We start from the raw sequence: 23,443 nt of genomic DNA, 5'->3' as shown, positions 1-23,443 counted from the left end.
CCATGTGCCCGCGTGCGCCCGCATGCGCCCGCACGCGGCGATCGAGCCTTCGCGGACGGTCACCGGTGAGCACGGCCTCACGACGCCGAAGCGGCCATGGCCCGAGAAGGCGATCGGTGGCGCGCTGCGTCGCCCCGCGGCCGGGGCCGAGGCCACGTCCGACCCGCTCGGCGACCTTGACCCCGACGAGGTCGTGTGACCCGTTCGTCACCGCGCGTGGCGCGATCGCCGAGGTCACGCTGGACATCACCGAGAACATCACAGGAGGCGACGCGATGAGTGACCCGATGAACGTCCTGGCCCCCGAGCACCGGCGGCTGCGGATCGGCGACGCCTGGCGCGACGCCGCCGGCGCAGCCACCTTCGCCGTCGAGGACCCGGCCACCGGCAAGACCATCGCCGAGGTGGCGGACGCCGACGCCGCTGACGGGCTCGCCGCTCTGGACGCGGCGAGCACGGCGATGGCGCAGTGGGCGGCGACCCCGCCGCGGAAACGGTCAGAGCTGTTGACCGCCACCTACCGGGCACTGACCGAGCGATCCGAGCAGGTCGCCCGGCTGATAACGCTCGAGATGGGCAAGCCGCTCGCCGAGGCTCGGGCAGAGGTGGCCTACGGCGCCGAGTTCTTCCGCTGGTTCGCCGAGGAGGCGGTGCGCGTCGAGGGACGCTACAACACCGCTCCCGCAGGTGGATATCGCATCCTCACCGTCCCGAAGCCGGTCGGACCGTGCGTCTTTGTGACGCCCTGGAACTTTCCGTTGGCCATGGGTGCCCGCAAGATCGCTCCCGCACTGGCGGCGGGCTGCACGACGATCACCAAGCCGGCATCCCAGACCCCGCTCACCATGCTGCTCCTGGCCCGCATCATGGAGGAGGTCGGCGTTCCCCCGGGCGTCGTCAACGTCGTGACGACCGAGCGTGCCGGCGAGGTGGTCTCAGCACTGCTGGCCGACCGCCGGACCCGCAAGCTCTCCTTCACCGGGTCCACCGAGGTCGGACGCGTGCTGCTACGACAGGCGGCGGACAACGTGCTGCGCACCTCCATGGAACTGGGCGGCAACGCGGCCTTGATCGTGTGTGCCGACGCGGACCTGGACGTCGCGCTCGACGGAGCCATGGTGGCCAAGATGCGCAACATCGGGGAGTCCTGCATCGCGGCCAACCGCATCTACGTCGAGGAGCCGGTACGCGAGGAGTTCACGGCGCGCTTCGCCGAGCGGATGGGCGCGCTCTCGGTGGGCCACGGCCTCGACGACGGCGTGGACGTCGGGGCGCTGATCGACGAGGCCTCGGTCACCAAGATCGACGAACTCGTCGCCGACGCGGTCGATCGCGGCGCCCGCGTCCTGGTGGGCGGCGAGCGTCCGGAGGGGCCGGGCCACTTCTACCCGCCCACGGTCCTCGCCGACGTGCCCGAAGACGCGCGGATGCTGCAGGCGGAGATCTTCGGCCCGGTGGCGCCGATCATCTCCTTCACCTCCGACGAGGAGGTGATCGCGAAGGCCAACGACACCGAGCACGGCCTGGTCGCATACGTCTTCACCCGTGACCTCCAGCGGGCGCTGCGGTTCACCGAGGGACTGGAGACGGGGATGCTCGGCATCAACCGTGGCCTGATCTCCGACCCGTCGGCTCCGTTCGGAGGCGTGAAGCAGTCCGGGATCGGCAAGGAGGGGTCGCACGAGGGCATCCTCGAGTACCTCGACGTCACCTACGCGGCCATCGACCTACCGTGACCGGCCTGCGCCGTCCCGGGCTCGCAGGCGACCTCGACGTCCGCCCGGCAACTCACCGCCAACGTTCCAGAGAGGCACTGACATGCTTGAGACCGTCCGCGGACCACGCCAGCTGATAGTGGGAGAAGGGGTCGCGCAGAACATCCCACGAGTGGTGGCCGAGTGTGGCTCGCGCGTCCTCATCGTGACCGACCGGGTTCTTCTGGGGCAGCCGGGCGTGGCCGAGATCGTGGCCGCCGTGCGGGAGAAGGTCGACGTCGCCGGGGTGTTCGCCGACGCGACTCCGGACGTGCCACTCACCGATGTCGCCCTGGCCGTCTCGGTCGCCGCAGAGGTGAACGCCGACGTGATCCTCGCCATCGGGGGTGGCACGGTGATCGACCTGGCCAAAATCGTCGGCGTCATCCGGCGCCACGGTGGGACGCCGCGCGACTTCTACGGCGAGTCGAAGGTGCCGGGGCCGACGATCCCTCTCGTCGCGGTCCCGACGACGTCGGGCACCGGCTCCGAGCTCACGCCCGTCTCGGTGTTGACCGACCCGGACCGCGAGCTGAAGGTGGGGGTCTCCAGCGTCCACATCGTGCCCGACTTCGCCATCGTCGACCCCGAGCTCACCTACACCTGCCCTGCGACCGTCACCGCCCACTCCGGCATCGACGCGTTCTGCCACGCGGTGGAGAGCTACACCGCGCGACCCCGGGCCCACGGACCGCGCGACCCGGTGGAGCAGGTCTTCCTCGGCCGCAACCCGATCACCGATCACTACGCGCTCCTGGCCGCGGAGCGGATCGCCCGCAGCCTGCCCCGTGTCGTCAGGGACGGAGGCGACAAGGACGCGCGCGCGGACATGTCCTACGGGTCCATGCTGGCCGGACTCGCGTTCTCCCACGCGGGCAACGGGGCTCCGCACGCCCTCCAGTACCCCATCGGCGCGGCCACCCACACACCGCACGGCCTGGGCGTCGGACTTCTGCTGCCCTACGCGCTGGACGCGGCCAGGGATGCCATCGAAGACCGGTTGACCACCCTCGCCCGAGTGTGCGGGCTCGACGTGACCGGCGCCTCGGATGCCGAGGCCGCAGATACGTTCCTCACCTGGCTCGACGGGCTCCTCGCCGACATCGGCATCCCTGCCACCTTGGCGGACATCGGCGTGGCACGCGCCGACCTCCCGCGCTTCGCGGAGATGGCCGGTGGCGTCACCCGCTTGATCCAGAACCATCCAGGCCCCACCGACACCGCCAGCCTGACCGCGATCCTCGAAGCGGCCTGGATCGGAGACCGGACCCGGCACGTCCTGACTCCGGAGCAGCGATAGCGACGGGAGACACTGGAGCTCATCCAGTTCCTCAGAGACGAGACCCGCGCGATGATGCGCCGCCGGCACGAGCGCAAAGCGGCACCGCGCACACCGCCGGTGTGAGACATGGGCTCAGGTGCCGGCCGGGTCGCGCAGCGCGCGGACGACGGCCACAGAACGGGTGCTGTCGCCCAGCACCTGCACGCTGTCGCAGAACTGGTCCACCGACCCGTCGGCGCGCGAGGCCCGCAGCGCGGGGTCCACCGTGCCCAGCAGCGCGTCGGCGAAGCGGCCGGCGCCGATCACCCGGAACGGCCGGTCGTGGAACTCCCGCACCGACGCCTGCAACGGTTCGGTCAGCCCGAGACGGTTGTGCAGCGCGGCCACCCGTTCGTAGGCGCGGCACAGGTGCTCCTCGCGCTCCCGCCAGCCGCGCGCCGCCAGCGCCGCGGCGAACATCTCCCCCAGCTCCGCCGACCCGCCCAGACGGGCGAACGCGCTGCCCAGCCACTTGGCGTAGGGCGGGTAGCGGCGGCGCATCAGCAGGCACAGCCGCATCAGCTCCTCGACCAGGCGGGCGGTGACCAGCAGTGACCCCAGGTCGTCGCCGACCTCGCCGCACCGCCCGGGGAAGCTCTCCAGCTCTGCGACCCGCCGCCACTGACAGGCCAGCACGTACCGCCACACCTGCTGGGGGTACCAGCGCAGGTTGGCCCGGGCGGCCTCCAGCTCACCCAGCCCGTCGTGGAACACCTCGCCGCTGGTCATCTCGGCCAGCCGCTGCCAGGACACCCCGAGCCAGTCGGCCGTGCCGATCGGGCCGCGCGGGTCGAACCCGAGCCGCGAGCGCGCCCATTGCTCGAACACGGTGACCACCACCCCGTGCCGGGGCGGGTTGCGGTCGGACCCGAAAACGGTCGGGTAGCCGCGGAACCGCTCGGGCAGCGCGGCGCCGAGCCGCTCCGCCAGACCGGCCTCGAACCCGGGCCGGACGAACACCAGCACCCGCGGCCCCCAGTCGTGGTCGGCCGAGCGTTCGGTGTCGAAGGCCAGTACCTCCGAGCCCGGGCCGATCAGCGCGGCGCCGTGCGGCACCTGGCCGATCAGGGGGTGGACGACTTCTGTATAGAACGCGCGTGACAGGGGCAGACCCGGCACGAAACCAGCAGCGTAATCGGACATCACTCAACAACTGTGCCTCGCGGACCGCTCCGCTTCACCTGGTTTTCCTCACACACCTCTGCCCCGGCCTCTTCGTTTGGTTGAGAGGTTTTGGAGGGTGAATAGTGTGGGTTCGTTCCATCCACCCTTCTTTACAAAGTAAGTCAAAACGGACAGCAGGCCAGTGGCGCTCGACACTGTCAACGGGATCACGCCAGGCACCGCTCCGTAGTCCCCGTGGCGTGACCGGCTCCAGAGCATCCGCAGCCCCGGTGGCCGATTTTCGCCACTCCCCCGCCCCCGTCTCCGCGCCCACTGCAGCACTTTCCCAAACAATTTTTGCATAAATACTTTGGGAAAGACGGTTCGTGGATCTACTCTTCAGCCATGGCAGGCGAACAGCACAAGCGCGTTCTGGACCCTGAGCAGGATGCCGCCGCACTGAAGGCGCTCACGCACCCCTTGCGCATCCGGCTGCTGGGGTTGCTGCGGCAAGACGGGCCCGCCACAGCGAGCGAACTCGCCGTCAGAACCGGGCAGACCTCCTCCTCCACCAGCTACCACCTGCGGGTTCTGGCGAGATACGCGTTCGTCGCCGAAGCCGAGCACCGCGACAGGCGAGAGCGCCGCTGGCGGGCGGTGCACTCGGTGACGTCGTGGAGCAACACCGCGATGGACACCGCCCCGCAAAGCCGCGCCTTCGTCGGCTTCGCACGCAGGCGGCAGATCGAACACCTGCAAGCGTCCCTCGCCCGGCATGAGGCCGACATCGCCGCCGGGCGACTCGGCCAAGAGTGGCTCGAACCATCGGACATGACAGACCTGCTGCTCCGGCTGACCCCCGAGTCCCTCACCGAGCTGCGGCAGGTGGTCGATCGGAAGGTGGCGGAACTGACCGGCCGCGACGCCGACGACCCACGCGCCGCGCAGATCGTCTTCCTCATCGCCGGACTGCCTCTCGCACCCTACGATCCCGCCGCGGATCCCGGCACCCCCCTCCCGTCGCGCCCGGAGGACGACGCGCCATGACCGAGCCGCTGGACACGCGCGCCGCCCGCCGCCGCTACGTCACAGCCTGTGCGCTCTTCTGGCTCGCGGCCGGTCTGACCATCGCGCCTTTGATCCTTCTGTTCACCGAACGCGGTCTGTCCCTGGCGGCCATCGCCGGCTTGTTCGCCGCGCACTCCTTCACCGCCGCCGGGCTGGAGCTTCCCACAGGAGGGCTGTCCGACGTCCTAGGCCGCCGCACCGTCCTGGCCGCCGCCGGGCTGCTGAATCTGGCCGCTCTCATACTCGTGGGCCTGGGCGCCGCATCTTGGGTCCTCACCTGCGGCATGGTGCTCATGGGCGCCGGCCGCGCCCTGTCCAGCGGGCCCGCCGAGGCCTGGTACGTGGACATCGCCCAGGCACATAGCGGCCCCGGCGCCGACCTGCACACCGGTCTGGCCCGGGGGAAGACCGCGACCTCGGCCGCGCTCGCCACCGGCACCCTGCTCGGCGGCGCCGTGCCCTGGCTGCTGACGACCGGCCCGCAGATGGGCAGATGGCTCACAGAGGCGACCTCGGGCCTGGTCGTTCCTCTGTCCATCCCGCTACTGCTGGCCGCCCCCATCGAGATCGTCTTCGTGCTGTACGTCCTGACGGCCCTGCGCGAGCAGCCTCGGCCGGCGGCCACGGTGCGCGGCGTACTGCGCGGCATCCCCGCCACCATCGCGGGCGGACTGCGCCTGGGCGCACGTGACGGGCTGGTGCGCCGCGTCCTGCTCAGCGCGGGAGCCGCCGGCGGCACCCTGGCCGCCGTCGAGCTGCTCTCGCCGGGCCGCGTCGCGGCCCTGACCGGCGCATCGGAGTCGGGCGCGGTGGTCTTCGCCTCGCTCGCCTGCGCCGGTTTTCTGTGCTCGGGCCTCGGCAGCCACCTCGCACCGTTCACCGCGCGCCTCACCGGCGGCGGCGAACGCGCCGTCCTGGCAGGTCTTGCGACCAGCGCCTGCGGACTGCTCCTGCTCGGCGTCACCGCGGCATCCACCGCCGCGCCCGCGACGATCCTCGCGGTCACCGGCTACGCCCTGGTGTACCTGGGGCGCGGCTGCGCCGGACCGAGCGAGAACGACCTGCTGCACCGCCGTGTCACCCGCGCGGGCCGCGCGACCGCCCTGTCGGTCCAGTCTCTGGCCTTGCAACTGGCCGGCGCCCTCACCGGCCTGCTCATCGGTGTCCTGCCGCCCGGCCCGGTTCCCTGGCTGTTCGCAGGCGCCGTGTCGGCCACAGGAGCGCTGCTGTGGAGTCACCGCGGCGCATCGTCTCCCGCGACCGCCACGGTCACATCCCCGCACACCACCACGGTGCCGCCCGGTCAGAGCACGGACGCCCCCTCCCCCACCTGACCCGACGGATCTTCAGGTCCGCGCGTCCGTAACTCCACTGGCCTCTCCCCCGCCCCCGATCCGCCGCCAACGACGCGGCGAGGCCTTCCGCGTCGTATGCCGGCGGCCCGGCCAAAGCGCCGTCCGGCTGGGGCGGGCTCTCGACTACCAGGCCATGAGCTGCGGAAACGCGAGGCGGCTGACGCGGCGCGCAAGAACAAGACTGGTCTTCGGCGCCTCTCATCCCGCACCCTGGGCTGACCCCCGGCGGCCCCTCACAGGCACGCCCCAGGGACAGCGGACGAACAGGACGGACCCGGTGACCCACGACGACGACAGCATGCGCGCGCAGATCGACGGCGAACAGCGCCACCTGCGCACACTGTACGAACGACTCGACGCGCTGCGCGGCCAGGCGGCGGCGCGCCTGGCCGCGGCGTTACGGGAGGGCGGCGGCACCCCCCAGGCCCACGCCGAACGCGACGCCGCCGTCCAGCGCCACGCCGGGCGGCTGGCCCGGCTGGAGGCCGCCGAGAACGGCCTGTGCTTCGGCCGGCTGGACCTCGACGACGGCGAGCACCGCTACATCGGCCGCATCGGACTGCGCCAGGAGCACGACGACAGCGACGACACCGGCCAGACCGGGCCACCGCTGATCGACTGGCGCGCCCCGGCCGCACGCCCGTTCTACACCGCCACCGCCGCCGCCCCCCACGGAGTGCGGCGACGCCGCCACATCGCCACCCGCGGCCGGCAGGTGGCCGGCCTGGACGACGAGATCCTCGGCCGGCCGCCCGCCGACGGCCAAGACCTGCCCGTGGTGGGCCAGGCCGCGCTGCTGGCCGCCCTCGGCGCCGAACGGACCGGCCGCATGCACGACATCGTGGCCACCCTGCAAGCCGAACAGGACGCCGTCATCCGCGCCCCCCACCGCGGCGTGCTGGTCGTCCAGGGCGGCCCGGGCACCGGCAAGACCGCCGTCGCCCTGCACCGCGCCGCCTACCTGCTCTACACCCAGCCCCGCCTGGCCGCAGGCGGCGTGCTCGTCATCGGCCCCAGCGCCGCCTTCCTCACCTACATCGAGCAGGTGCTGCCCGGCCTCGGCGAGACCGGCGCGGTGCCGGCCACCGTGGCGGACCTGTTCCCCGGCGTGAGCGCCGACCGCGTGGAGGACCCCACCGTGGCCGCGCTGAAAGGCAGAGCCGAGATGGCCGCCGTGGTGGCCGCCGCCGTGCGCGAGCACCAGACCCCGCCCGCTGAAGGCCTCACCGTCGAGGTTGCAGGCGAACCGCTGCACCTGGACGGCGCGACCTGCGGGCGGGCCGCCGAACGCGCCCGTGCCACCGGCCTGCCGCACAACCAGGCCCGGCGGGTCCTGGCCCGCGAGATCACCGTCCACCTGGCCCGCGAACTGGCCGAGACCACCCGCCGCCTGGCCGACCGCCTGGAAGCCGACATCGCCGACGTGCTGGCCGAGTCCGGCGTCGGCGCCGCCATCGACGCCGACCTCGCGGCCATGGACGGCGTCTTCGACCCCACCACCGGCCCCGCCGGCCCGGGAGACCTGCTCGGCCCCCGCGACGCGCCGGCCCTGGAACGGGAACTGCGCGAGGACCCCGGCGTCCAGGCCGCGGTGCAGGTCCTGTGGCCAGCGCTGACCCCCCAGCGGCTGCTGGCCCGGCTGTACGCCGACCCCGACCGGCTGCGCCGCGCCGCCCCCGGCCTCACCGCCGCCGAACGCTCCCTGCTCGCCCGGGCACCCGGCGGCGGCTGGAGCCCCGCCGATGTGCCGCTCCTGGACGAGGCGGCCGACCTGCTCGGCGAAGACGACCAGGCCACGCGGGCCCGGGCGGCCCGCGAACACGCCCGGCAGGTCGCCTACGCCCAAGGCGTGCTCGACATCACCGCCGACGGCGCCGACCACCCCGCCAGGAACAGCGGCAACGGCGGGGACGGTGGCGATGACAGCGGGGACCACGGGCTGAGCGCCGCCGACCTGATCGACGCCGGCGCGCTGGCCGAGCGCCACCGCCACGCCACGACCTCCACGCTCGCCGAACGCGCACGCGCCGACCGCACCTGGGCCTTCGGCCACCTCATCGTGGACGAGGCACAAGAACTGTCCCCGATGGCCTGGCGGACGGTGATGCGACGCTGCCCCGGACGATCGATGACCGTGGTCGGCGACCTTGCCCAGACCGGCGACCCGGCCGGCGCCTCAAGCTGGGAGCAGGTCCTCGCCCCGCACGTCGGCCACCGGTTCCGCCTGGCACGGCTGTCGGTCAACTACCGCACCCCCGCCGAGATCATGGCAGCCGCCGAGGACCTGCTGGCCGCCATCAGCCCCGCCACACCCCCGCCCCGGTCGGTGCGCAGCACCGGCGTGCCGCCCTGGCGGATGGGCACCACCCCGGCCGAACTGCCCCGGGTGCTGGCCGAACTCGCCGCCGCCGAGACGGCCGCGGGCGGACGGCTGGCGGTGATCGTCCCCCCGGAGCGCATCGCCGAACTCGGCGCCGCGATCGCCCAGACGGTACCCGCCGTCTGCTACGGCCCCCATCCCGACCTGACCCGCCCGGCGGTCGTGCTCAGCGCCCGGCAGGCCAAAGGGCTGGAGTTCGACGCCGTGCTCATCGCCGACCCGGCCGCCATCGCGACCGGATCGGCGCAGGGCCGCAACGACCTGTACGTGGCGCTGACCCGCGCCACCTCCCGCCTGGGCGTCGTCCACACCGGACCCCCGCCCGCCGAACTCGCCCGCGTCACCCCCGTGCGTCGCGGCCATCGGACGGCCGCGGCCCAGCCCGCCGGTGACGCGCACGTGAAACCGGCCGGACGGCCGGACACGGCTGACCGGCCGGCTCGCCCATGACGCGGCCCCACCCGGCCACCGGCCCTTCCTCGTACTCCTCGGCCCGCCCCTCAGCCGTGTGATCGCGTGCGACCTGCCTCCCGCGCCTTCCCACAGCCGCTGGAGCACGCCGAGCGGCCCCCTACGGCTTGACCGCGACCCCGCAGAACGCGGTGACCTCCTCCGGCAACCCCCACGCGCTGGGCTCCGGCCGCCACCGCGACACCGACACCACCCCCGGCTCCAGCAGCCGCAACCCCTCGAAGAACGCCGCGATCTGCCGCGGCGTGCGCAACTTGTACGGATCCCCCGCCTCGGCGCGGGTCTTCTCCGCCTGGGCCGCCGCCTCCGGGTCCACCGCGTCGGTGCCGTCCTCCAAAACCAGATAACTGCCCGGCGGCAGCGCCGCCACCAGCCGATCGCGGACGGCGCTCGCCTCCGCGTCGTCCCACACGTTGCCCAAGATGCCCAGCATCATCAACCCGATCGGCCGGGTGAAGTCCAGCGTGCGAGCCGCCTCGGCCAAGATACGATCCGGATCGCGGACATCGGCGTTCACGTAATCGCACACGCCCTCCAGCGTGCCGGCGAGCAGAGCCCGCGCGTGCACCAGCACCAGTGGGTCGTTGTCGACGTAGACGACGCGGCTGGCCGGGTTCACCCGCTGGGCCACCTCGTGGGTGTTGTCCACCGTCGGCAACCCCGTCCCGATGTCCAGGAACTGCGCGATGCCCGCCTCACCCGCCAGATGACGCACCGCCCGGCCCAGAAACGCCCGCGAATGCCGGGCCACCTCCACGATGCCCGGATACACCTGGCGAACCTGGTCACCCACCTGCCGGTCGATGGGGTAGTTGTCCTTGCCGCCCAGCCAGTAGTTCCACACCCTCGCCGAATGCGGCGTCGTGGTGTCGATCGGCCCTAACCTCTGCTCCTCGGTCATGGCAGCACCCTCGTCGTGAAGTCGGAACGCCACCGGCGGCGGGCGCCGGCGGCACGCGGTCGGCCACGATCATCGCAGCACCCGCCGCCCCCGGCACGCCCCTCAGCGCAACTCGCCCTCCAGCAGACCCATCACGACCTTGTCGTGCCACACCCCGTCCCGCCGGAACGCCTCGCGCATCCGCCCCTCCTCCACGAACCCCACCTTCTCGTAGACCCGGCGCGCGGCGGTGTTCTCTGCGACCGCCGTCAGCGTGATCCGGTGCAGCCGCATCTGCCCGAACCCGTACCGGCAGATCAGCCGCATCGCCTCGGTCGCATACCCCTTACCCCAGGTGTCCTTCTCCCCCAGATAGATGTCCAGCCTGGCGTCACCGACCTCCGGCTCGGCCTCCCGCAGCGCCACGATGCCGATCGTCCGCCCCTCCAGGGTCTCGATGATCAGCGTGAGGTCCCCGAAGGTGTCGGCCGCGCGCTCGCTCAGCTCCTTGGTCAGGTGAGCCAGCGAGGGCGGGTAGCCGTCGCTCATCCATCGCATGACCTCGGGGTCGTTGTGCCAGCGCCACAGCGTCTCGGCGTCCGACGGTTCCAGGGCGCGCATCCGCACGCGTTCTCCAGTGATCACGCCTGCGTTCCTAGCAGACGCTCCGCCACCGCCGGTACCGGTTATCCCCCCTTACCGGCCGCCGCGCGGAGCCCACGGCGAGCGACACGCGACACGCGGCGAGGCCTTCCGACCGCTGAGAAGGGTGTGATGGTGATGGGGTGGTTTTTGTCCACGCCAGATGGCTTTACAAAGTAAGTCATCTGGTATGGCTAGGGGCGGGCGGAGCCGTGTTCGCCTGTTACAGGATGGCGCCGGGGCGGTAGGCGGCGGCCTCCGGGTGGCGGGCGGTGACCTCTCCGGCCCGCTCCACCACCTGCGCGACCTGGGCCGCCGCGGCGCCGGTGAACGGCGCCGGATCGGCCAGCAGGGCCTCCAGCGCGGCGCGGTCCAGCGGAAACCGCTCGTCGGCGGCGAGCCGGTCGAGCAGCGGGTTGGCCGAGCCGGTCTCGCGCATCGCCAGCGCCGCGGCCACCGCGTGCTCCTTGATGACCTCGTGGGCGCTCTCGCGGCCCACCCCCGCCCGCACCGCGGCCATCAGCATCTTGGTCGTCGCCAGGAACGGCAGATAGCGCTCCAGCTCGGCGCCGATCACCGCCGGGAACGCGCCGAACTCCGCCAGCACGGTCAGCATGGTCTCCACCAGCCCGTCGAAGGCGAAGAACGCGTCGGGCAGCGCCACCCGGCGCACCACCGAGCACGAGACGTCGCCCTCGTTCCACTGGTCGCCGGCCAGCTCTCCCGCCATCGAGGCGTACCCGCGCAGCACGACGGTCAGCCCGTTGACCCGCTCGCACGAGCGGGTGTTCATCTTGTGCGGCATGGCGCTGGACCCCACCTGGCCCTTCTTGAACCCCTCGGTGACCAGCTCGTGCCCGGCCATCAGCCGGATCGTCTTGGCCAGGCTGGAGGGCGCCGCCGCCAGCTGCACCAGCGCCGTCAGCACCTCGTAGTCCAGCGAGCGCGGATAGACCTGGCCGACGCTGGTGAACCCGGCGGTGAACCCCAGATGGCTGGCCACCCGCTCCTCGAGGGCCGCCAGCTTGGCCGCGTCCCCGCCCAGCAGGTCCAGCATGTCCTGCGCGGTGCCGACCGGGCCCTTGATGCCGCGCAGCGGGTAGCGGGCGATGAGCTCCTCCAGCCGGGCCAGGCCCACCAGCAGCTCGTCGGCCGTCGTGGCGAACCGCTTGCCCAGCGTGGTGGCCTGCGCGGCCACATTGTGGGAGCGTCCGGCCATCACCAGGCCGGAGTGCTGGGCGGCCAGCTCCGCCAGGCGGGCCAGCAGCGCCACGCAGCGGTCGCGCACCAGTAGCAGGCTGTCGCGGATCTGCAGCTGCTCGACGTTCTCGGTCAGGTCGCGGGAGGTCATGCCCTTGTGCACGTGCTCGTGCCCGGCCAGGGCGTTGAACTCCTCGATGCGGGCCTTGACGTCGTGGCGGGTCAGCCGCTCGCGTTCGGCGATGGAGTCCAGGTCGACCTTCCCGGCCACCGCCTCGTAGTCCTCGGCCACCCCCGCCGGCACCGGGACGCCGAGCTCGGCCTGGGCGCGCAGCACGGCCAGCCACAGGCGGCGCTCGGCCACCACCTTGTGCTCGGGCGACCATAGGCGGGCCAGGTCGGGCGAGGCGTAGCGGGCGGCCAGGACATTGGGAATACGCGGCTTGGTCACGTCGCCCCAGTGTAGAGGGCCCGGGGACGGCCATCGGCGGGCGAGGCCCCGCTCGCCGCGGACCCCTCACCTCCCGGGGCGCCACCCGGCCGTCGCGACGCCCGAAACGCCCCTTGAGGCAGGCGACGATCGGGTACAGCGTCGGCACGCCGAACCCCGAAATCCTGCGACAACAACGCGACCTGCCATGGCATCCCCGGCCGATCCCCGCATGCGGCGCCGATGCTCCAGCCGCCCGCGCCACACCGGGACCCGGGGCCGACGCCGTAGGTGGCGCCGGGCGAGCAGAGGGAGCCCTGGCCATGGAAGTTTCACCACTCGGCCCGTCCCGCCGGACAGCGGCCGGTGGGTTCGCCCGCCGCGACGCCCGGACGCGGCGGGCGCCTTGACGCCCCCGCGCCGCTTGGGAGACTACCTCCAGCCGGTCCGTACGACCTCTGGAGGCGCCGTGCCGATCCTCCGCACACTGACCGCGCTCGCCTCGGCCCTCGTGCTGCTCGCCGGCGCCACACCCGCGCACGCGGCCGCGGCGCGGGAGGGCGGCGGGGAGTGGCGGGGCACCCCGGTGCGGCTGGAGCCGCTGCCCGAGCCATCGCGGCTCGCCGGCGCCGGGCCGTCGTGGTCGCTGCGGTACCTGTCCACCTCCTGGAACGGCGGGCCCGCGGTCGTCGGCGGCACCCTGTCCCTGCCGTCGGGCCGCCCGCCGTCCGGCGGCTGGCCGGTGGTGTCCTTCGGGCACGGGTTCGACGGCCTGGGCGACGCGTGCGCGCCGTCCCGCACCGGGCCGAGCCCGTGGGAACGGGCGGTGCAGGAGGCGCTGATCGCCGCCGGGTACGCGGTCGCGGTCACCGACGGCGAGGGCCTGGGCACCCCGGCGGAAAGCCCCGGAGTCGACGGCGCGTCCGAGGCGTACAACATGATCGACATCGTGCGGGCCGCCCGGAACATCGCCCCGGTCTCCCGGTCGTGGGTCGCGGCCGGGTACTCGCTGGGCGGGCACGCCGCGCTGTTCGCCGCGGCGCTGGCCCACCGGTACGCGCCCACGCTGCGGCACGCCGGCACCATCGCCCTGGCCCCGATCACCCAGTGGGGCGTCCAACTGGCGAGCCCGGCCTTCCGCGACCCGGCCGCGCAACTCCCCTTCACCGTGCCCTACACCGGGCACACCCTCGCGCTCACCGAACCCGGTTTCCGGCCCTCCGACTGGTTCACCCCCGCCGGGCTGGAGCTGGTGCGCCTGGCCGGGCGGGCGTGCGTGCAGGAGATGCTCGGGGCCGCCACCGGGCGCACCAACGGCGAGGTGGTCAAGGAGCCCGCGGCGCTGGCGGAGGTTATGACCCGCGCCCTCGCCGACGACGAGGTCATCGCGGCCCGCTACCCGAAGCCGGTGTACATCGCGCACGGCACCGCCGACACCGGGGTGCCGCTCGCCCTCACCGAGCTGACCGTGCGGCAGCTGTCCGCCGCCGGGACCGACGTCACCTTCCTGCTGGTGCCCGGCGCCGACCACATCACCCTGCTCCCCGCGATCGCCCGGCAGGTGACCGAGTGGACGGACTCACTCCTGCGGTAGGCCCATCACCCCACGCCGCGGCGTCCCCGGTAGGAGTGTGAGGTCCACCTCGTTCGACGCGTCCACCACGACCGCCCACAGTAGCCGGCCGCCCGGGCCGGGACCGTCCGTCAGCGGCCGGCCAGCGCCTCGGCGTCGTAGACCTTGACCTCGGGCGCGCCGTGGGCGCCTCGGCCGCCGCGACGCGAGAAACGCTCCTTGGTGCGCTCGACGATCGTGTACAGCGTCGGCACCAGGACCAGGGTGAGCAGGGTGGAGGACACCAGGCCGCCGATCACGACGATGGCCAGGGGCTGGGAGATGAACCCTCCCGACCCGGTCAGGCCCACCGCCATCGGGGTCAGCGCGCAGATCGTGGCGATCGCGGTCATCAGGATCGGCCGCAGTCGCCGCCGGCCGCCCTCCACGACCGCCTCCACCACGCCCAGCCCCTGCTCGCGGTACTGGTTGATCAGGTCGATCAGCACGATCGCGTTGGTCACCACGATGCCGATCAGCATGAGCATGCCGATCAGCGCCGGCACGCCGAGCGGGGTGCCGGTGAGGCGCAGCAGGCCGATGGCGCCGGTCGCCGCGAACGGGATGGACACCAGCAGGATCAGCGGCTGGGCGAAGCTGCGGAAGGTCGCCACCATGATCATGAAGACGATGGCGATGGCGGCCAGCATCGCCAGGCCGAGCTGGGAGAACGCCTCGTTCTGGTCCGCGCTCACCCCGCCGATGCTGTAGGCGACCCCGGCGGGCAGGGTCAGCGACCGCATCCGCTCGGTGATCTTGGCGGTGACGGCGCCCAGGTCGCTGGCCTCGGCCGCGGCCGACACCGAAGCGGTGCGGTCGCCGTCCTTGCGCGTGATCTGCGTCGGCCCGGCGACCTGACGCACCTGCGCCACGCTGGACAGCTTCACCATCCCCGCGGCCGTGGGGAGGCGGAGCCCCCGCACCGCGGCCAGATCGTCGGGCGCCCCGGTGCCGGCGCGCAGGATGACGTCGCTGGTGCGGCCGTCCAAGGTGAGCCGGCCGATGGTGGCGCCGCGGAACGCCTGCGCGACGCTCTGCCCGATGCCCGCCTCGGTGAGGCCCGCGGCCGCCGCCTTGCGCCGGTCGACCTTGACCTCCACCCGAGGCGCGCTGTCCTCCAGGTTGGAGGACACATCGCGCAGCCCGTCGATGCCGCGCATCGCCGAGGCCACCGCGTCGGCGCCCGACCGCAGCGCCGCCAGGTCGGGGCCCTGCAGGATCACCTCGGCGCGGTCGGAGGCGAACCCGCCGCCCTGCCCGCCGACGGTCACCTCCCCCACGCCGCTCAGCCCCGCCAGCCGGTCGCGCAGCGTCTTCTCCAGCGCGGCGGCGTCGCCGCCCTCGGCGACGGTCACCGAGTAGGACGCCCGGTCGGCCGAGCCGCCCACCCCGCCGGCGAAGGTGCCGCCCGACCCCACGTTGACCTGGTAGGAGGCGACCTCGCCGATGGAGGACAGCACCCGTTCGACCTTCTTGGCCGCCGCGTCGGTGGTGGCCAGGTCGGTGCCGGCCGGCATCTTCTGGGTCAGGTTGACGGTGTCGTTGCCCGAGGAGTCGATGAAGTTGGTCTTCAGCCCGGGTGCCAGCCCCAGCGTCCCGGCGAACACCAGCAGGCCGGCGACGAGCGTGACCAGGCGGTGGCGGGTGGCGAAGCGCAGCACCGGCAGGTACATGCGCTGCAGCGGGCTGCGCAGCTCCTTGGCCTCGGCCTCCGCCCGCACCCGCAGCGCCTCCTGCGGCGACAGGCGCGGCGTCTTGAGGAACCAGTACGCCAGGACGGGGATGACGGTCAGCGACACCAGCAGTGAGGCCAGCAGCGCCACCGTCACCGTGATCGCGAACGGGGCGAAAAGCTGGCCGATCATGCCGCCGACGAAGGCGATCGGCAGGAACACCGCCACCGTGGTCAGGGTGGAGGCCGTCACCGCGCCGCTCACCTCGCGCACCGCGGCCAGCACCGCCTCGCGTTTGGGCTCGCCGTAGCCCAGGTGCCGCTTGATGTTCTCCAGCACCACGATCGAGTCGTCCACCACCCGGCCGATCGCGATGGTCAGCGCGCCGAGGGTGAGCAGGTTCAGCGAGTAGTCCCCCGCCCACAGCGCGATCAGCGCGATGACCACCGACATGGGGATGGACACCGCGGTGACCAGCGTCGAACGCAGCGACAGCAGGAACAGCAGGATGACCAGCACCGCGAAGACCAGGCCGAGCAGCCCCTCGGTGGACAGGTCCTCGATCGAGCGCTCCACGTAGGGGGCCTGGTCGAACACCACGGTGATCGCGGCGGCGTCGCCCAGCGCCCGGGTGAGCCCAGGGAGCTTGGCGCGCACGTCGTGGGAGATGCGCACGGCGTTGCCGTCGGGGGTCATGGTCAGCGACATGCCGAGGCTCGGCGTGCCGTTGGTGCGGGTGATGGTGGTGGCGTCGGCCGGCTTCTCCTCGACGGTGGCCACCTCGCCGAGCTTGACCGGCTTGGGCTTGGGCGCCGCCGCGGCGCCCGCCGTGCCCGCCGGTCCGCTCGCCCCGGCGCGCTGTCCTCCGGCGGGGCCCGCCTGTCCCCCGGCGCCGCCCGCGGCACCGGCGCCGCCGGGCCCGCCCTGCCCGGCGGCCGGGATCTGGGCCTGCGCCGCCGGCGCCTGCGGGGTCAGGTACAGCTCGCGCAGATCCTCCACCGAGGAGATGCGCCGCCCGATCTGCACGGTGAGCGTCTTGCCGTCCTCGGTGAGGCTGCCGGCCGGGATGGGCGTGCCGTTGGCCCGCAGCACCTCGGGGATCGACAGCGGAGACACCCCGTGCAACGCCATGCTGAGCAGGTTGGGAGTGATGACGACCGTCCGCTCGCGCGCCCCCGTCACCGACACCTCCCGCACGCCGGTGAGGCCCCGCAGCTCGGGCACCGCGATGCGGTCCAGCTTGTCGGCCATGGCGCGCTGGTCGCCGCCGTCGCCCACCGCGAGCACCATCACCGGGATGTCGTCGGTGTTGCCCGCCACGACCGTCGGCTCCACCCCGGCCGGCAGGCGCCCGCTCAGCCGGCCGACCGCCTGCTGCAGCTTGGCCACCGCCGCCTCGATGTCGGTGCCGTACTCGAACGACACCTGGATCTGCGCCATCCCCTCACGGGAGGTGGAGGTCACCTCGGTGACGCCGGCGATGCCCTGGAAACCGCTCTCGATCGGCTTGGTGACCTGCTCCTCGACGATGTCGGGAGCCGCGCCGGCGTACGGCGCCACCACGAACGCCCCGGGGAACGACAGCGAGGGCAGCAGCTGTTGCTTCAGCGAGGGGATCGCGAAGGCACCGAACGCGCTGATCACGACCGCCACCAGGATGACGAGGCTGCGGTTGGCGAGGCTGAGCCTGGCCAGAGCGGTCATGGGCGTGGACCTTCCGGTTGCGGGAGAAGAAGCCAAAAGTTTCCGGCAATGCTAACACTTCGCGTAGAACGAATATTTAGCGCTGCCATGAACTCCTGGTAACCTGACCGGGCCCGCGCGGAAGGTGAAAGTGGACGACAGAGAAGAGCTGATCGCTCGGATCGGCGAGGCGCAGCACGCCCTGGGACGCGCCTTCTCCCACGACCGCTCGCTGCCGCTGCTGGCCCTCAACCTCACCATGCAGCAGCTCAAGGTCGCCCTGATCCTGTCCGGCAGCGGCTCGGCCTCCGGGCAGGAACTCGCCGCCGCCCTCGGCACCGGTCTTGGCACCGTCACCGGCATCGTCGACCGGCTCGTCGCCCAGGGCCTGGTCACCCGCCGCGAGGACCCCGCCGACCGCCGCATCCGCCGCGTCGAGCTCACCGACGCCGGACGGCGCATGACCGAGGAGCTCGTCGACGCCGGCCTGGCCGGCTACCGGCGCCTGCTCGACCGGCTGGACACCGCCACCCTGCGCAGCCTGGACGAGGTGATGACCAAGCTCCGGGCGGCCGCCGCCGAGTTGTACGGCCCCTGCTGAGCCGGCCCGCCCGCCGCTGGTAGCTTCGGGCCCCATGCACACTGGGGACGACACCACCCGCCCGGCGCCCGGCGGGCACCTCCAAGCCCTGTTCTCCCTGGCCGGCCGCACGGCCCTGGTCACCGGCGGCAGCTCCGGCATCGGGCTGGCCATGGCCGAGGCGATCGGCCGCGCGGGCGCCGCCGTCGTCATCGTCGCCCGCCGCAGGCCCGAGCTGGAGGCCGCCGCCGAACGCCTGCGCGGCCACGGCGTCCCGGTCGCCGTCCTTTCCGCCGACCTCGGCGACCCGGGCCAGGTGCGCCGGGTGTGCGACCAGGCCGCCGGCTTCTTCGGCGAGATCGACATTCTGGTCAACGTCGCCGCCAACAACATCCGCCGGCCCATGCACGAGCTCACCCCCGAGGACTACGAGGCGACGATGCGCCTCAACATCACCGCCCCCTACACCCTGGGCCAGCACTTCGGCCCCCGCATGGCCGCGCGCGGCTGGGGGCGCATCATCAACGTCGGCTCCCAGCAGTCGATCAGCGCCTTCGGCGACAGCGGCGCCTACGGGGTCAGCAAGGCCGCCGTCACCGGGCTCACCCGCTCGCAGGCCGAGGCGTGGTCACCCCACGGGGTGCGCAGCAACACCGTCGTGCCCGGGTTCGTGCTCACCCCTCTCACCGAGCCCGCCCAGGCGATCCCCGGCCGGGTGGAGGCCCTGGCCGCGCGTTCCATGGTGGGCCGCAACGGCGAGCCGTCCGACTTCGCCGGCATCGCGGTGCTGCTGGCGAGCGACGCCGCCGAGTACATCACCGGTCAGACGATCTGCGTCGATGGCGGCTTCTCGGTTCATTGACCCGACCATCCGGCTTTACAAAGTAAGTCACAGGGACGGGATTTGACCTGGAGCGTGGTCCAGGAACGACTATGGGAGGCGCCGGAAACCCCCGACGCCGGCGCCACCGCCAGAGCATCGAGGAGGACCAGCCATGAAACAGCGCACCCTCGGCCGGAGCCTGACCGTCTCCGCTCTCGGACTCGGCTGCATGGGAATGAGCGAGTTCTACGGGCAGGGCGACGACGGCGAGTCCACCGCGACCCTCCACCGGGCGCTGGACCTCGGCGTCACCTTCCTTGACACCGCCGACATCTACGGCCCGTTCACCAACGAGCGCCTGGTCGGCGCCGCGATCGCCGGGCGCAGGGACCAGGTCGTCCTCGCCACCAAGTTCGGAATCGAGCGCCGGCCCGACGGCACGCGCGTCGGCGTCAACGGCCACCCCGACTACCTGCGCAAGGCCTGCGACGCCTCGCTCCAGCGGCTCGGCGTCGACCACATCGACCTGTACTACCAGCACCGCGTCGACCCCTCGGTGCCGATCGAGGACACCTGGGGCGCCATGGCCGAACTGGTCGCCGCCGGCAAGGTGGGCCACCTCGGCATCTCCGAGGCCGCCCCCGACGTGGTGCGCCGCGCCCACGCCGTCCACCCGATCACGGCCGGACAGTACGAGTACTCCCTGTTCACCCGGGACATCGAGGACGAACTGCTCCCGCTGTTCCGCGAGCTCGGCATCGGCCTGGTCGCCTACAGCCCGCTCGGCCGAGGCTTCCTCACCGGCGCGATCACCAGCACCGACCAACTGGGCCCGGAGGACTTCCGCGCATCCAACCCGCGCTTCCAGGGCGAGAACTTCACCGCCAACCGCGCGCTGGCCGCGGGATTGGAGCAGATCGCCCGCGACAAGGGCGTCACCCCGGCCCAGCTGGCCCTGGCCTGGGTGCTGGTGCAGGGCGAGGACATCGTGCCCATCCCCGGCACCAAGCGGCGCGCCTACCTGGAGCAGAACGTCGCCGCGCTCGACATCGCGCTGACGCGCGAAGAGCTGGCGTTGCTGGAGAAGGCCGCCCCCAAGGGCGCCGCCGCCGGAGCCCGCTACCCCGCGGCCACCCTCCCCCGCATCACCTCCTGAACCCGCCGCGGCCGCGGCCCCCGCCAACCCCGCCAACCCCGCTCACCCTCCCGGCCCGCGGAGCGGGGCAGGCGGGGTCTTCTAGCGGGTGGTGGCCGGAGGGTCGTACTCGACGCGGGTGAGAAAGAAGTGCCGGACGTCCTCGGCGAGCAGTTCCGGCACCTCCATCGCGGCGAAGTGACCGCCACGCCGGAACTCCGACCAGTGCCTGATGTCGTACAGCCGCTCGGCCAGCGGTCGCACGGGCTGGGTGATGTCGTGCGCGAACACCGCCACGCCGACCGGCACCGGGCACGGCGGCGTTCCCCGCGGAGTGTCGTGGTGCAGCCGCGCCGAGGAGGCCGCGGTGGCGGTCAGCCAGTACAGCGAGATGCCGGTGAGCATCCGCTCGTCGCTGACGGGAGAGTCCGGGCCGGTCCACTGGGCGAAGCGCTCGGCGATCCAGACCAGCTGGCCGACCGGCGAGTCGGTCAGCGCGTAGCCGATGGTCTGCGGAGTGAGGGCCTGCAGGGCCTGGTAGGGCGGACGGTTCGCCATCATCCGCCGGACCTTGTCCAACCGGGCTTCGTCGGTCTGCGACAGCTCGATGTCGGCGTCCGGCACCGGCCGGGTCGGCAGGAAGTTGACGTGCACCCCGACGACCCGCTCGGGTGCCACCGCACCGAGCGCCATGGAGATGCCCGAGCCGAAGTCGCCGCCCTGCGCGCCATAGCGTTCGTACCCGAGCCGGCGCATCAGCTCGGCCCAGGCCCGCGCGACCCGGACGATGTCCCAGCCGCGCTCGCGGGTCGGCCCGGAGAAGCCGTACCCCGGGATCGACGGGATCACCAGGTGGAAGTCGCGCGACAGCGGCTCGATCACGTCGAGGAACTCCAGGAACGACCCGGGCCAGCCGTGGGTGAGGACCAGCGCCAGCGCGTCGGGCTTGGAGCACCGGACGTGGACGAAGTGGATGTTCTGCCCTTCGATCTCGGTGGTGAAGTGCGGAAGCTCGTTGAGCTCGGCCTCGTGCCGGCGCCAGTCGTAGCCGGTGCGCCAGTATTCGGCCAGTTCCTTGAGCCGCGCCAGGGGGAAGCCGTAGTCCCACCCGGCGCCGGCGACCTCGTTGGGCCAGCGGGTGCGGGAGAGCCGGTCGGCCAGATCGTCGAGATCGGCCTGGGGGATGGCGATGCTGAACGGCTTGATCATGGTCTCTCCTCTGGAGGTGTTCATTCGGCACCCGAATGTTTGAGGCACTAACGTTTGCCTGTCGAACGATAGCACGGTCATTAGTGCGCCGAACGATTCGTTAGACTCGGCCCCATGGAGAACCCCTCCGAGGAGACGCCCCCCCGCTGGGAGGGCCTGCCCAGCCGGCTGCTCGGCCGGACCGCCGACCACGCGCGCCGTCTGGTCGGCGAGGCGTTCTCCTCCGTCGGCGCCCGCGGCTACCACTACCGCCTGCTGGCCACACTGGAGGAGTTCGGCCCGGCCAGCCAGGCCGCTCTGGGCCGCCGTAGCGGCATCCACCTCAGCGACATGGTCGCGGCGATCAACGAACTCACCGAGCGGGAACTGGTCGAGCGCGCCCCGGACCCCTCCGATCGGCGGCGCAACATCATCTCGCTGACCGCCTCGGGCAGGCGGCAACTGCGGCGGCTGGAGAAGCGGCTGGCCGAATGCCAGGACCAACTGCTGGCGCCGCTGTCACCCGAGGAGCGACAGCGGCTGGTCGAGCTGCTGTCCAGACTGTCGGACCACCACGACCGCCGGACAGGCACCCTCATCGAGCCGTGACCCGCGACGGCCTCGGGCATCGGCGCCAAACGTCCCTCCCGCCTAGTGCGCCGTCCATGAACGTTCACCGGCTCGGGCGCCCTAGCAGGCGCCGGCATCGCCGTACCACGACCCGCCGACCCGGCGCCGATCACCTGCGGCACATGGCCGGGGGCGGAGAGCCGCGCCCGGTGAACGTACGCGGTCACCGCACCAGGCCGCACTCGCCTGGCCGGGGCCACGGCCGGCGCTTGGTGGCCGCGGTGCCGAACCGCGGTGCCGAAGCGGGGCGCCGTTCAGGGCCGGTGGCCGCCGAGAAGGCGGGCGGCGCGGGCCAGGGTCTCGCGGACGTTGGGCTCGCCGGTCAGCTCCATCGCCTCCTGGACGCTCAGCCAGCGCAGCGGCGCCTCGGGGTTCTCCGGCCGGGCGGCGTCAGGGGTGCCGGTCGCCAGCAGGAACCGCAGGTCGGCGTGCTCGTGGGCCGGTTCGCGGGGGCTCGGCGTCACCGGCACGATCACCAGGTGGGCGATCTCGGCGGCGGAGCCGGGCGGCCAGGGCCGCAGGTCGGCCAGGCCGGTCTCCTCCGCGCCCTCGCGCAGCGCCACGGCGAGCGGGTCGCTCTCGCCGGGATCGGCGTGCCCGCCGACCTGCAGCCACGCCCCCTGGCGCGCGTGCCATCGCAGCAGCACCCTGCCGGTGGGCGGGTGCAGGATCAGCGCCGACACCGTCACGTGCAGGGCGGTCGAACGGCCCCACGGATCACCGGTCGCGGCCAGCGTGCGCGTCCGCTCCAGGTCGGCGGCCTCCAGCGCGGTCGAGGGCCGGTAACGCGCCAGCGCCCCGACCAGCGCCCCGGCCGGCGGATCGGCCGGCGCCCCGCTCGGCGGATCGGAAAGTTCCACGTCCTCGCCCATGCCCTGCCCCCGTACCTCACCAGGGGTGGTGCGCGGCCCGCGCCACCGCCCCCGCGCCGATGCGACCCGCCGAGGCTCGCACATCGCCGGCGGCCCCGGCAACCGGATCACCTTCGCGGCGGACGGCACGCCGCCTGGCGCGGCCGATCACCTCGGCCATGACCCGCAGCCGCCGGTGACCAGAGCCGTGCGGCCGGCCGGCGGCCGACCATACGGCGTCACCCACCGTCACCCGGCGTCCGCCGGGGCGCAGGCGGCGGCGCGGGACAGCAGCAGGGTGCGCTCGCGGTCGTTGCGGGTGAGCGCGGCGGCGCGCTGGAACTCCTCGCGCGCCTCGGCGGTCCTGCCCAGCCGGAACAGCAGGTCGCCGCGCACGCTGGGCAGCAGGTGGTAGCCCTTCAACGCCGGATCGGCGGCCAGCTCCTCCACCAGCGCGAGCCCCGCCTCGGGTCCGAAGGCCATGGCCAGGGCGACCGCGCGGTTCAGCTCCACCACCGGGGAGGGCACCTGCCGCACCAGCGTCTCGTACAGCGCGGCGATGCGCCCCCAGTCGGTGTCACCGGCCCGGCCGGCGCGGGCGTGGCAGGCGGCGATCGCCGCCTGGTCGTCCAGGCGAAGCCGGACGCGGTGTTCAACACGCTG

The 23,443-nt window shown here is 72.9% G+C and carries 18 protein-coding genes and 1 pseudogene; 11 read left to right on the top strand and 8 right to left on the bottom strand.

Annotated elements, in window-relative coordinates; translation table 11 throughout:
* Positions 1–22: 22 nt before the first annotated feature.
* From ABZU32_RS27070 to ABZU32_RS27060, 3 genes are all read left to right on the top strand, one after another.
* Entirely contained in the window at positions 23–199 is a 177-nt protein-coding gene (locus ABZU32_RS27070; RefSeq protein ID WP_354926296.1) for a hypothetical protein, read from the top strand.
* Positions 200–275: 76 nt separating this feature from the next.
* Positions 276–1,736, top strand: coding sequence for an NAD-dependent succinate-semialdehyde dehydrogenase (locus ABZU32_RS27065; protein ID WP_354926442.1), 1,461 nt, complete (start codon positions 276–278; stop codon positions 1,734–1,736).
* Positions 1,737–1,818: 82 nt separating this feature from the next.
* Positions 1,819–3,054, top strand: coding sequence for an iron-containing alcohol dehydrogenase (locus ABZU32_RS27060; RefSeq protein ID WP_354926294.1), 1,236 nt, complete (start codon positions 1,819–1,821; stop codon positions 3,052–3,054).
* Positions 3,055–3,168: 114 nt separating this feature from the next.
* On the opposite strand, the gene ABZU32_RS27055 is transcribed toward ABZU32_RS27060, so the two are convergent.
* Positions 3,169–4,218, bottom strand: a complete 1,050-nt coding sequence (locus ABZU32_RS27055; RefSeq protein ID WP_354926440.1) for a DUF4037 domain-containing protein — start codon at positions 4,216–4,218, stop codon at positions 3,169–3,171.
* A gap of 366 nt (positions 4,219–4,584) precedes the next feature.
* Between ABZU32_RS27055 and ABZU32_RS27050 the strand changes: the two genes are divergently transcribed.
* The 3 genes from ABZU32_RS27050 to ABZU32_RS27040 all read left to right on the top strand — a co-directional run bounded on the left by ABZU32_RS27050 (position 4,585) and on the right by ABZU32_RS27040 (position 9,432).
* Positions 4,585–5,226 (top strand): helix-turn-helix domain-containing protein, encoded by a 642-nt coding sequence (locus ABZU32_RS27050; protein ID WP_354926292.1) that lies wholly within the window; start codon positions 4,585–4,587, stop codon positions 5,224–5,226.
* Positions 5,223–6,581: a hypothetical protein gene (locus ABZU32_RS27045; RefSeq protein ID WP_354926290.1), complete on the top strand. Its 1,359-nt coding sequence runs from the start codon at positions 5,223–5,225 to the stop codon at positions 6,579–6,581. Before ABZU32_RS27050 ends, ABZU32_RS27045 begins: the two co-directional genes overlap by 4 nt.
* A 298-nt stretch (positions 6,582–6,879) precedes the next feature.
* Positions 6,880–9,432 carry an ATP-binding domain-containing protein gene (locus ABZU32_RS27040; RefSeq protein WP_354926288.1) on the top strand — a complete coding sequence of 851 codons (2,553 nt, stop codon included), beginning with the start codon at positions 6,880–6,882 and terminating at the stop codon, positions 9,430–9,432.
* 121 nt (positions 9,433–9,553) lie between these two features.
* Here the strand turns inward: ABZU32_RS27040 and ABZU32_RS27035 are convergent, their stop codons facing one another.
* From ABZU32_RS27035 to purB, 3 genes are all read right to left on the bottom strand, one after another.
* Positions 9,554–10,354 (bottom strand): SAM-dependent methyltransferase, encoded by an 801-nt coding sequence (locus tag ABZU32_RS27035; RefSeq protein ID WP_354926286.1) that lies wholly within the window; start codon positions 10,352–10,354, stop codon positions 9,554–9,556.
* Positions 10,355–10,456: 102 nt separating this feature from the next.
* Positions 10,457–10,978: a GNAT family N-acetyltransferase gene (locus ABZU32_RS27030; RefSeq protein ID WP_354849328.1), complete on the bottom strand. Its 522-nt coding sequence runs from the start codon at positions 10,976–10,978 to the stop codon at positions 10,457–10,459.
* Between the two features lie 220 nt (positions 10,979–11,198).
* Positions 11,199–12,626 carry an adenylosuccinate lyase gene (gene purB / locus ABZU32_RS27025; protein ID WP_354926284.1) on the bottom strand — a complete coding sequence of 476 codons (1,428 nt, stop codon included), beginning with the start codon at positions 12,624–12,626 and terminating at the stop codon, positions 11,199–11,201.
* Positions 12,627–13,074: 448 nt separating this feature from the next.
* Between purB and ABZU32_RS27020 the strand changes: the two genes are divergently transcribed.
* Positions 13,075–14,199, top strand: coding sequence for a lipase family protein (locus ABZU32_RS27020; protein WP_354926282.1), 1,125 nt, complete (start codon positions 13,075–13,077; stop codon positions 14,197–14,199).
* A 110-nt stretch (positions 14,200–14,309) separates the two neighbouring features.
* Here ABZU32_RS27020 and ABZU32_RS27015 read toward each other — a convergent pair whose 3' ends face one another.
* The gene (locus ABZU32_RS27015) at positions 14,310–17,594 is read right to left on the bottom strand and encodes an efflux RND transporter permease subunit (protein ID WP_354926280.1); all 3,285 of its coding nucleotides are present in this window, start codon (positions 17,592–17,594) and stop codon (positions 14,310–14,312) included.
* A gap of 130 nt (positions 17,595–17,724) precedes the next feature.
* On the opposite strand from ABZU32_RS27015, the gene ABZU32_RS27010 reads away from it, so the two are divergent.
* The 3 genes from ABZU32_RS27010 to ABZU32_RS27000 all read left to right on the top strand — a co-directional run bounded on the left by ABZU32_RS27010 (position 17,725) and on the right by ABZU32_RS27000 (position 20,132).
* On the top strand, positions 17,725–18,174 hold the full coding sequence (locus tag ABZU32_RS27010; protein WP_354849317.1) for a MarR family transcriptional regulator: 450 nt from the start codon (positions 17,725–17,727) through the stop codon (positions 18,172–18,174).
* A 34-nt stretch (positions 18,175–18,208) separates the two neighbouring features.
* Entirely contained in the window at positions 18,209–19,015 is an 807-nt protein-coding gene (locus ABZU32_RS27005; protein ID WP_354926278.1) for an SDR family oxidoreductase, read from the top strand.
* 133 nt (positions 19,016–19,148) lie between these two features.
* Positions 19,149–20,132, top strand: a complete 984-nt coding sequence (locus ABZU32_RS27000; RefSeq protein WP_354926276.1) for an aldo/keto reductase — start codon at positions 19,149–19,151, stop codon at positions 20,130–20,132.
* Positions 20,133–20,213: 81 nt separating this feature from the next.
* Here ABZU32_RS27000 and ABZU32_RS26995 read toward each other — a convergent pair whose 3' ends face one another.
* Positions 20,214–21,320 (bottom strand): epoxide hydrolase family protein, encoded by a 1,107-nt coding sequence (locus ABZU32_RS26995; RefSeq protein WP_354926274.1) that lies wholly within the window; start codon positions 21,318–21,320, stop codon positions 20,214–20,216.
* 114 nt (positions 21,321–21,434) lie between these two features.
* On the opposite strand from ABZU32_RS26995, the gene ABZU32_RS26990 reads away from it, so the two are divergent.
* The gene (locus ABZU32_RS26990) at positions 21,435–21,908 is read left to right on the top strand and encodes a MarR family transcriptional regulator (protein WP_354926272.1); all 474 of its coding nucleotides are present in this window, start codon (positions 21,435–21,437) and stop codon (positions 21,906–21,908) included.
* Between the two features lie 275 nt (positions 21,909–22,183).
* Here ABZU32_RS26990 and ABZU32_RS26985 read toward each other — a convergent pair whose 3' ends face one another.
* Positions 22,184–22,801 (bottom strand): NUDIX domain-containing protein, encoded by a 618-nt coding sequence (locus ABZU32_RS26985; RefSeq protein WP_354926271.1) that lies wholly within the window; start codon positions 22,799–22,801, stop codon positions 22,184–22,186.
* Positions 22,802–23,029: 228 nt separating this feature from the next.
* Positions 23,030–23,443 (bottom strand): annotated as a pseudogene (locus tag ABZU32_RS26980) (RNA polymerase subunit sigma-24); the annotation flags it as partial.

The sequence above is a fragment of the Sphaerisporangium sp. NPDC005288 genome (genome assembly GCF_040607475.1).
Lineage (GTDB): Bacteria > Actinomycetota > Actinomycetes > Streptosporangiales > Streptosporangiaceae > Sphaerisporangium > Sphaerisporangium rhizosphaerae.
The sequence above is the reverse complement of the archived record's forward strand: the minus strand, read 5'-3'. Positions and strand labels throughout refer to the sequence as shown.

Bases quoted from the DNA above. Each gene is read 5' to 3' on its own strand.
- ABZU32_RS27070 (WP_354926296.1), top strand. From the start codon at position 23: ATGCGCCCGCACGCGGCGATCGAGCCTTCGCGGACGGTCACCGGTGAG.
- ABZU32_RS27065 (WP_354926442.1), top strand. From the start codon at position 276: ATGAGTGACCCGATGAACGTCCTGGCCCCCGAGCACCGGCGGCTGCGG.
- ABZU32_RS27060 (WP_354926294.1), top strand. From the start codon at position 1,819: ATGCTTGAGACCGTCCGCGGACCACGCCAGCTGATAGTGGGAGAAGGG.
- ABZU32_RS27055 (WP_354926440.1), bottom strand. From the start codon at position 4,218: ATGTCCGATTACGCTGCTGGTTTCGTGCCGGGTCTGCCCCTGTCACGC.
- ABZU32_RS27050 (WP_354926292.1), top strand. From the start codon at position 4,585: ATGGCAGGCGAACAGCACAAGCGCGTTCTGGACCCTGAGCAGGATGCC.
- ABZU32_RS27045 (WP_354926290.1), top strand. From the start codon at position 5,223: ATGACCGAGCCGCTGGACACGCGCGCCGCCCGCCGCCGCTACGTCACA.
- ABZU32_RS27035 (WP_354926286.1), bottom strand. From the start codon at position 10,354: ATGACCGAGGAGCAGAGGTTAGGGCCGATCGACACCACGACGCCGCAT.
- ABZU32_RS27015 (WP_354926280.1), bottom strand. From the start codon at position 17,594: ATGACCGCTCTGGCCAGGCTCAGCCTCGCCAACCGCAGCCTCGTCATC.
- ABZU32_RS27005 (WP_354926278.1), top strand. From the start codon at position 18,209: ATGCACACTGGGGACGACACCACCCGCCCGGCGCCCGGCGGGCACCTC.
- ABZU32_RS27000 (WP_354926276.1), top strand. From the start codon at position 19,149: ATGAAACAGCGCACCCTCGGCCGGAGCCTGACCGTCTCCGCTCTCGGA.
- ABZU32_RS26995 (WP_354926274.1), bottom strand. From the start codon at position 21,320: ATGATCAAGCCGTTCAGCATCGCCATCCCCCAGGCCGATCTCGACGAT.
- ABZU32_RS26990 (WP_354926272.1), top strand. From the start codon at position 21,435: ATGGAGAACCCCTCCGAGGAGACGCCCCCCCGCTGGGAGGGCCTGCCC.
- ABZU32_RS26985 (WP_354926271.1), bottom strand. From the start codon at position 22,801: ATGGGCGAGGACGTGGAACTTTCCGATCCGCCGAGCGGGGCGCCGGCC.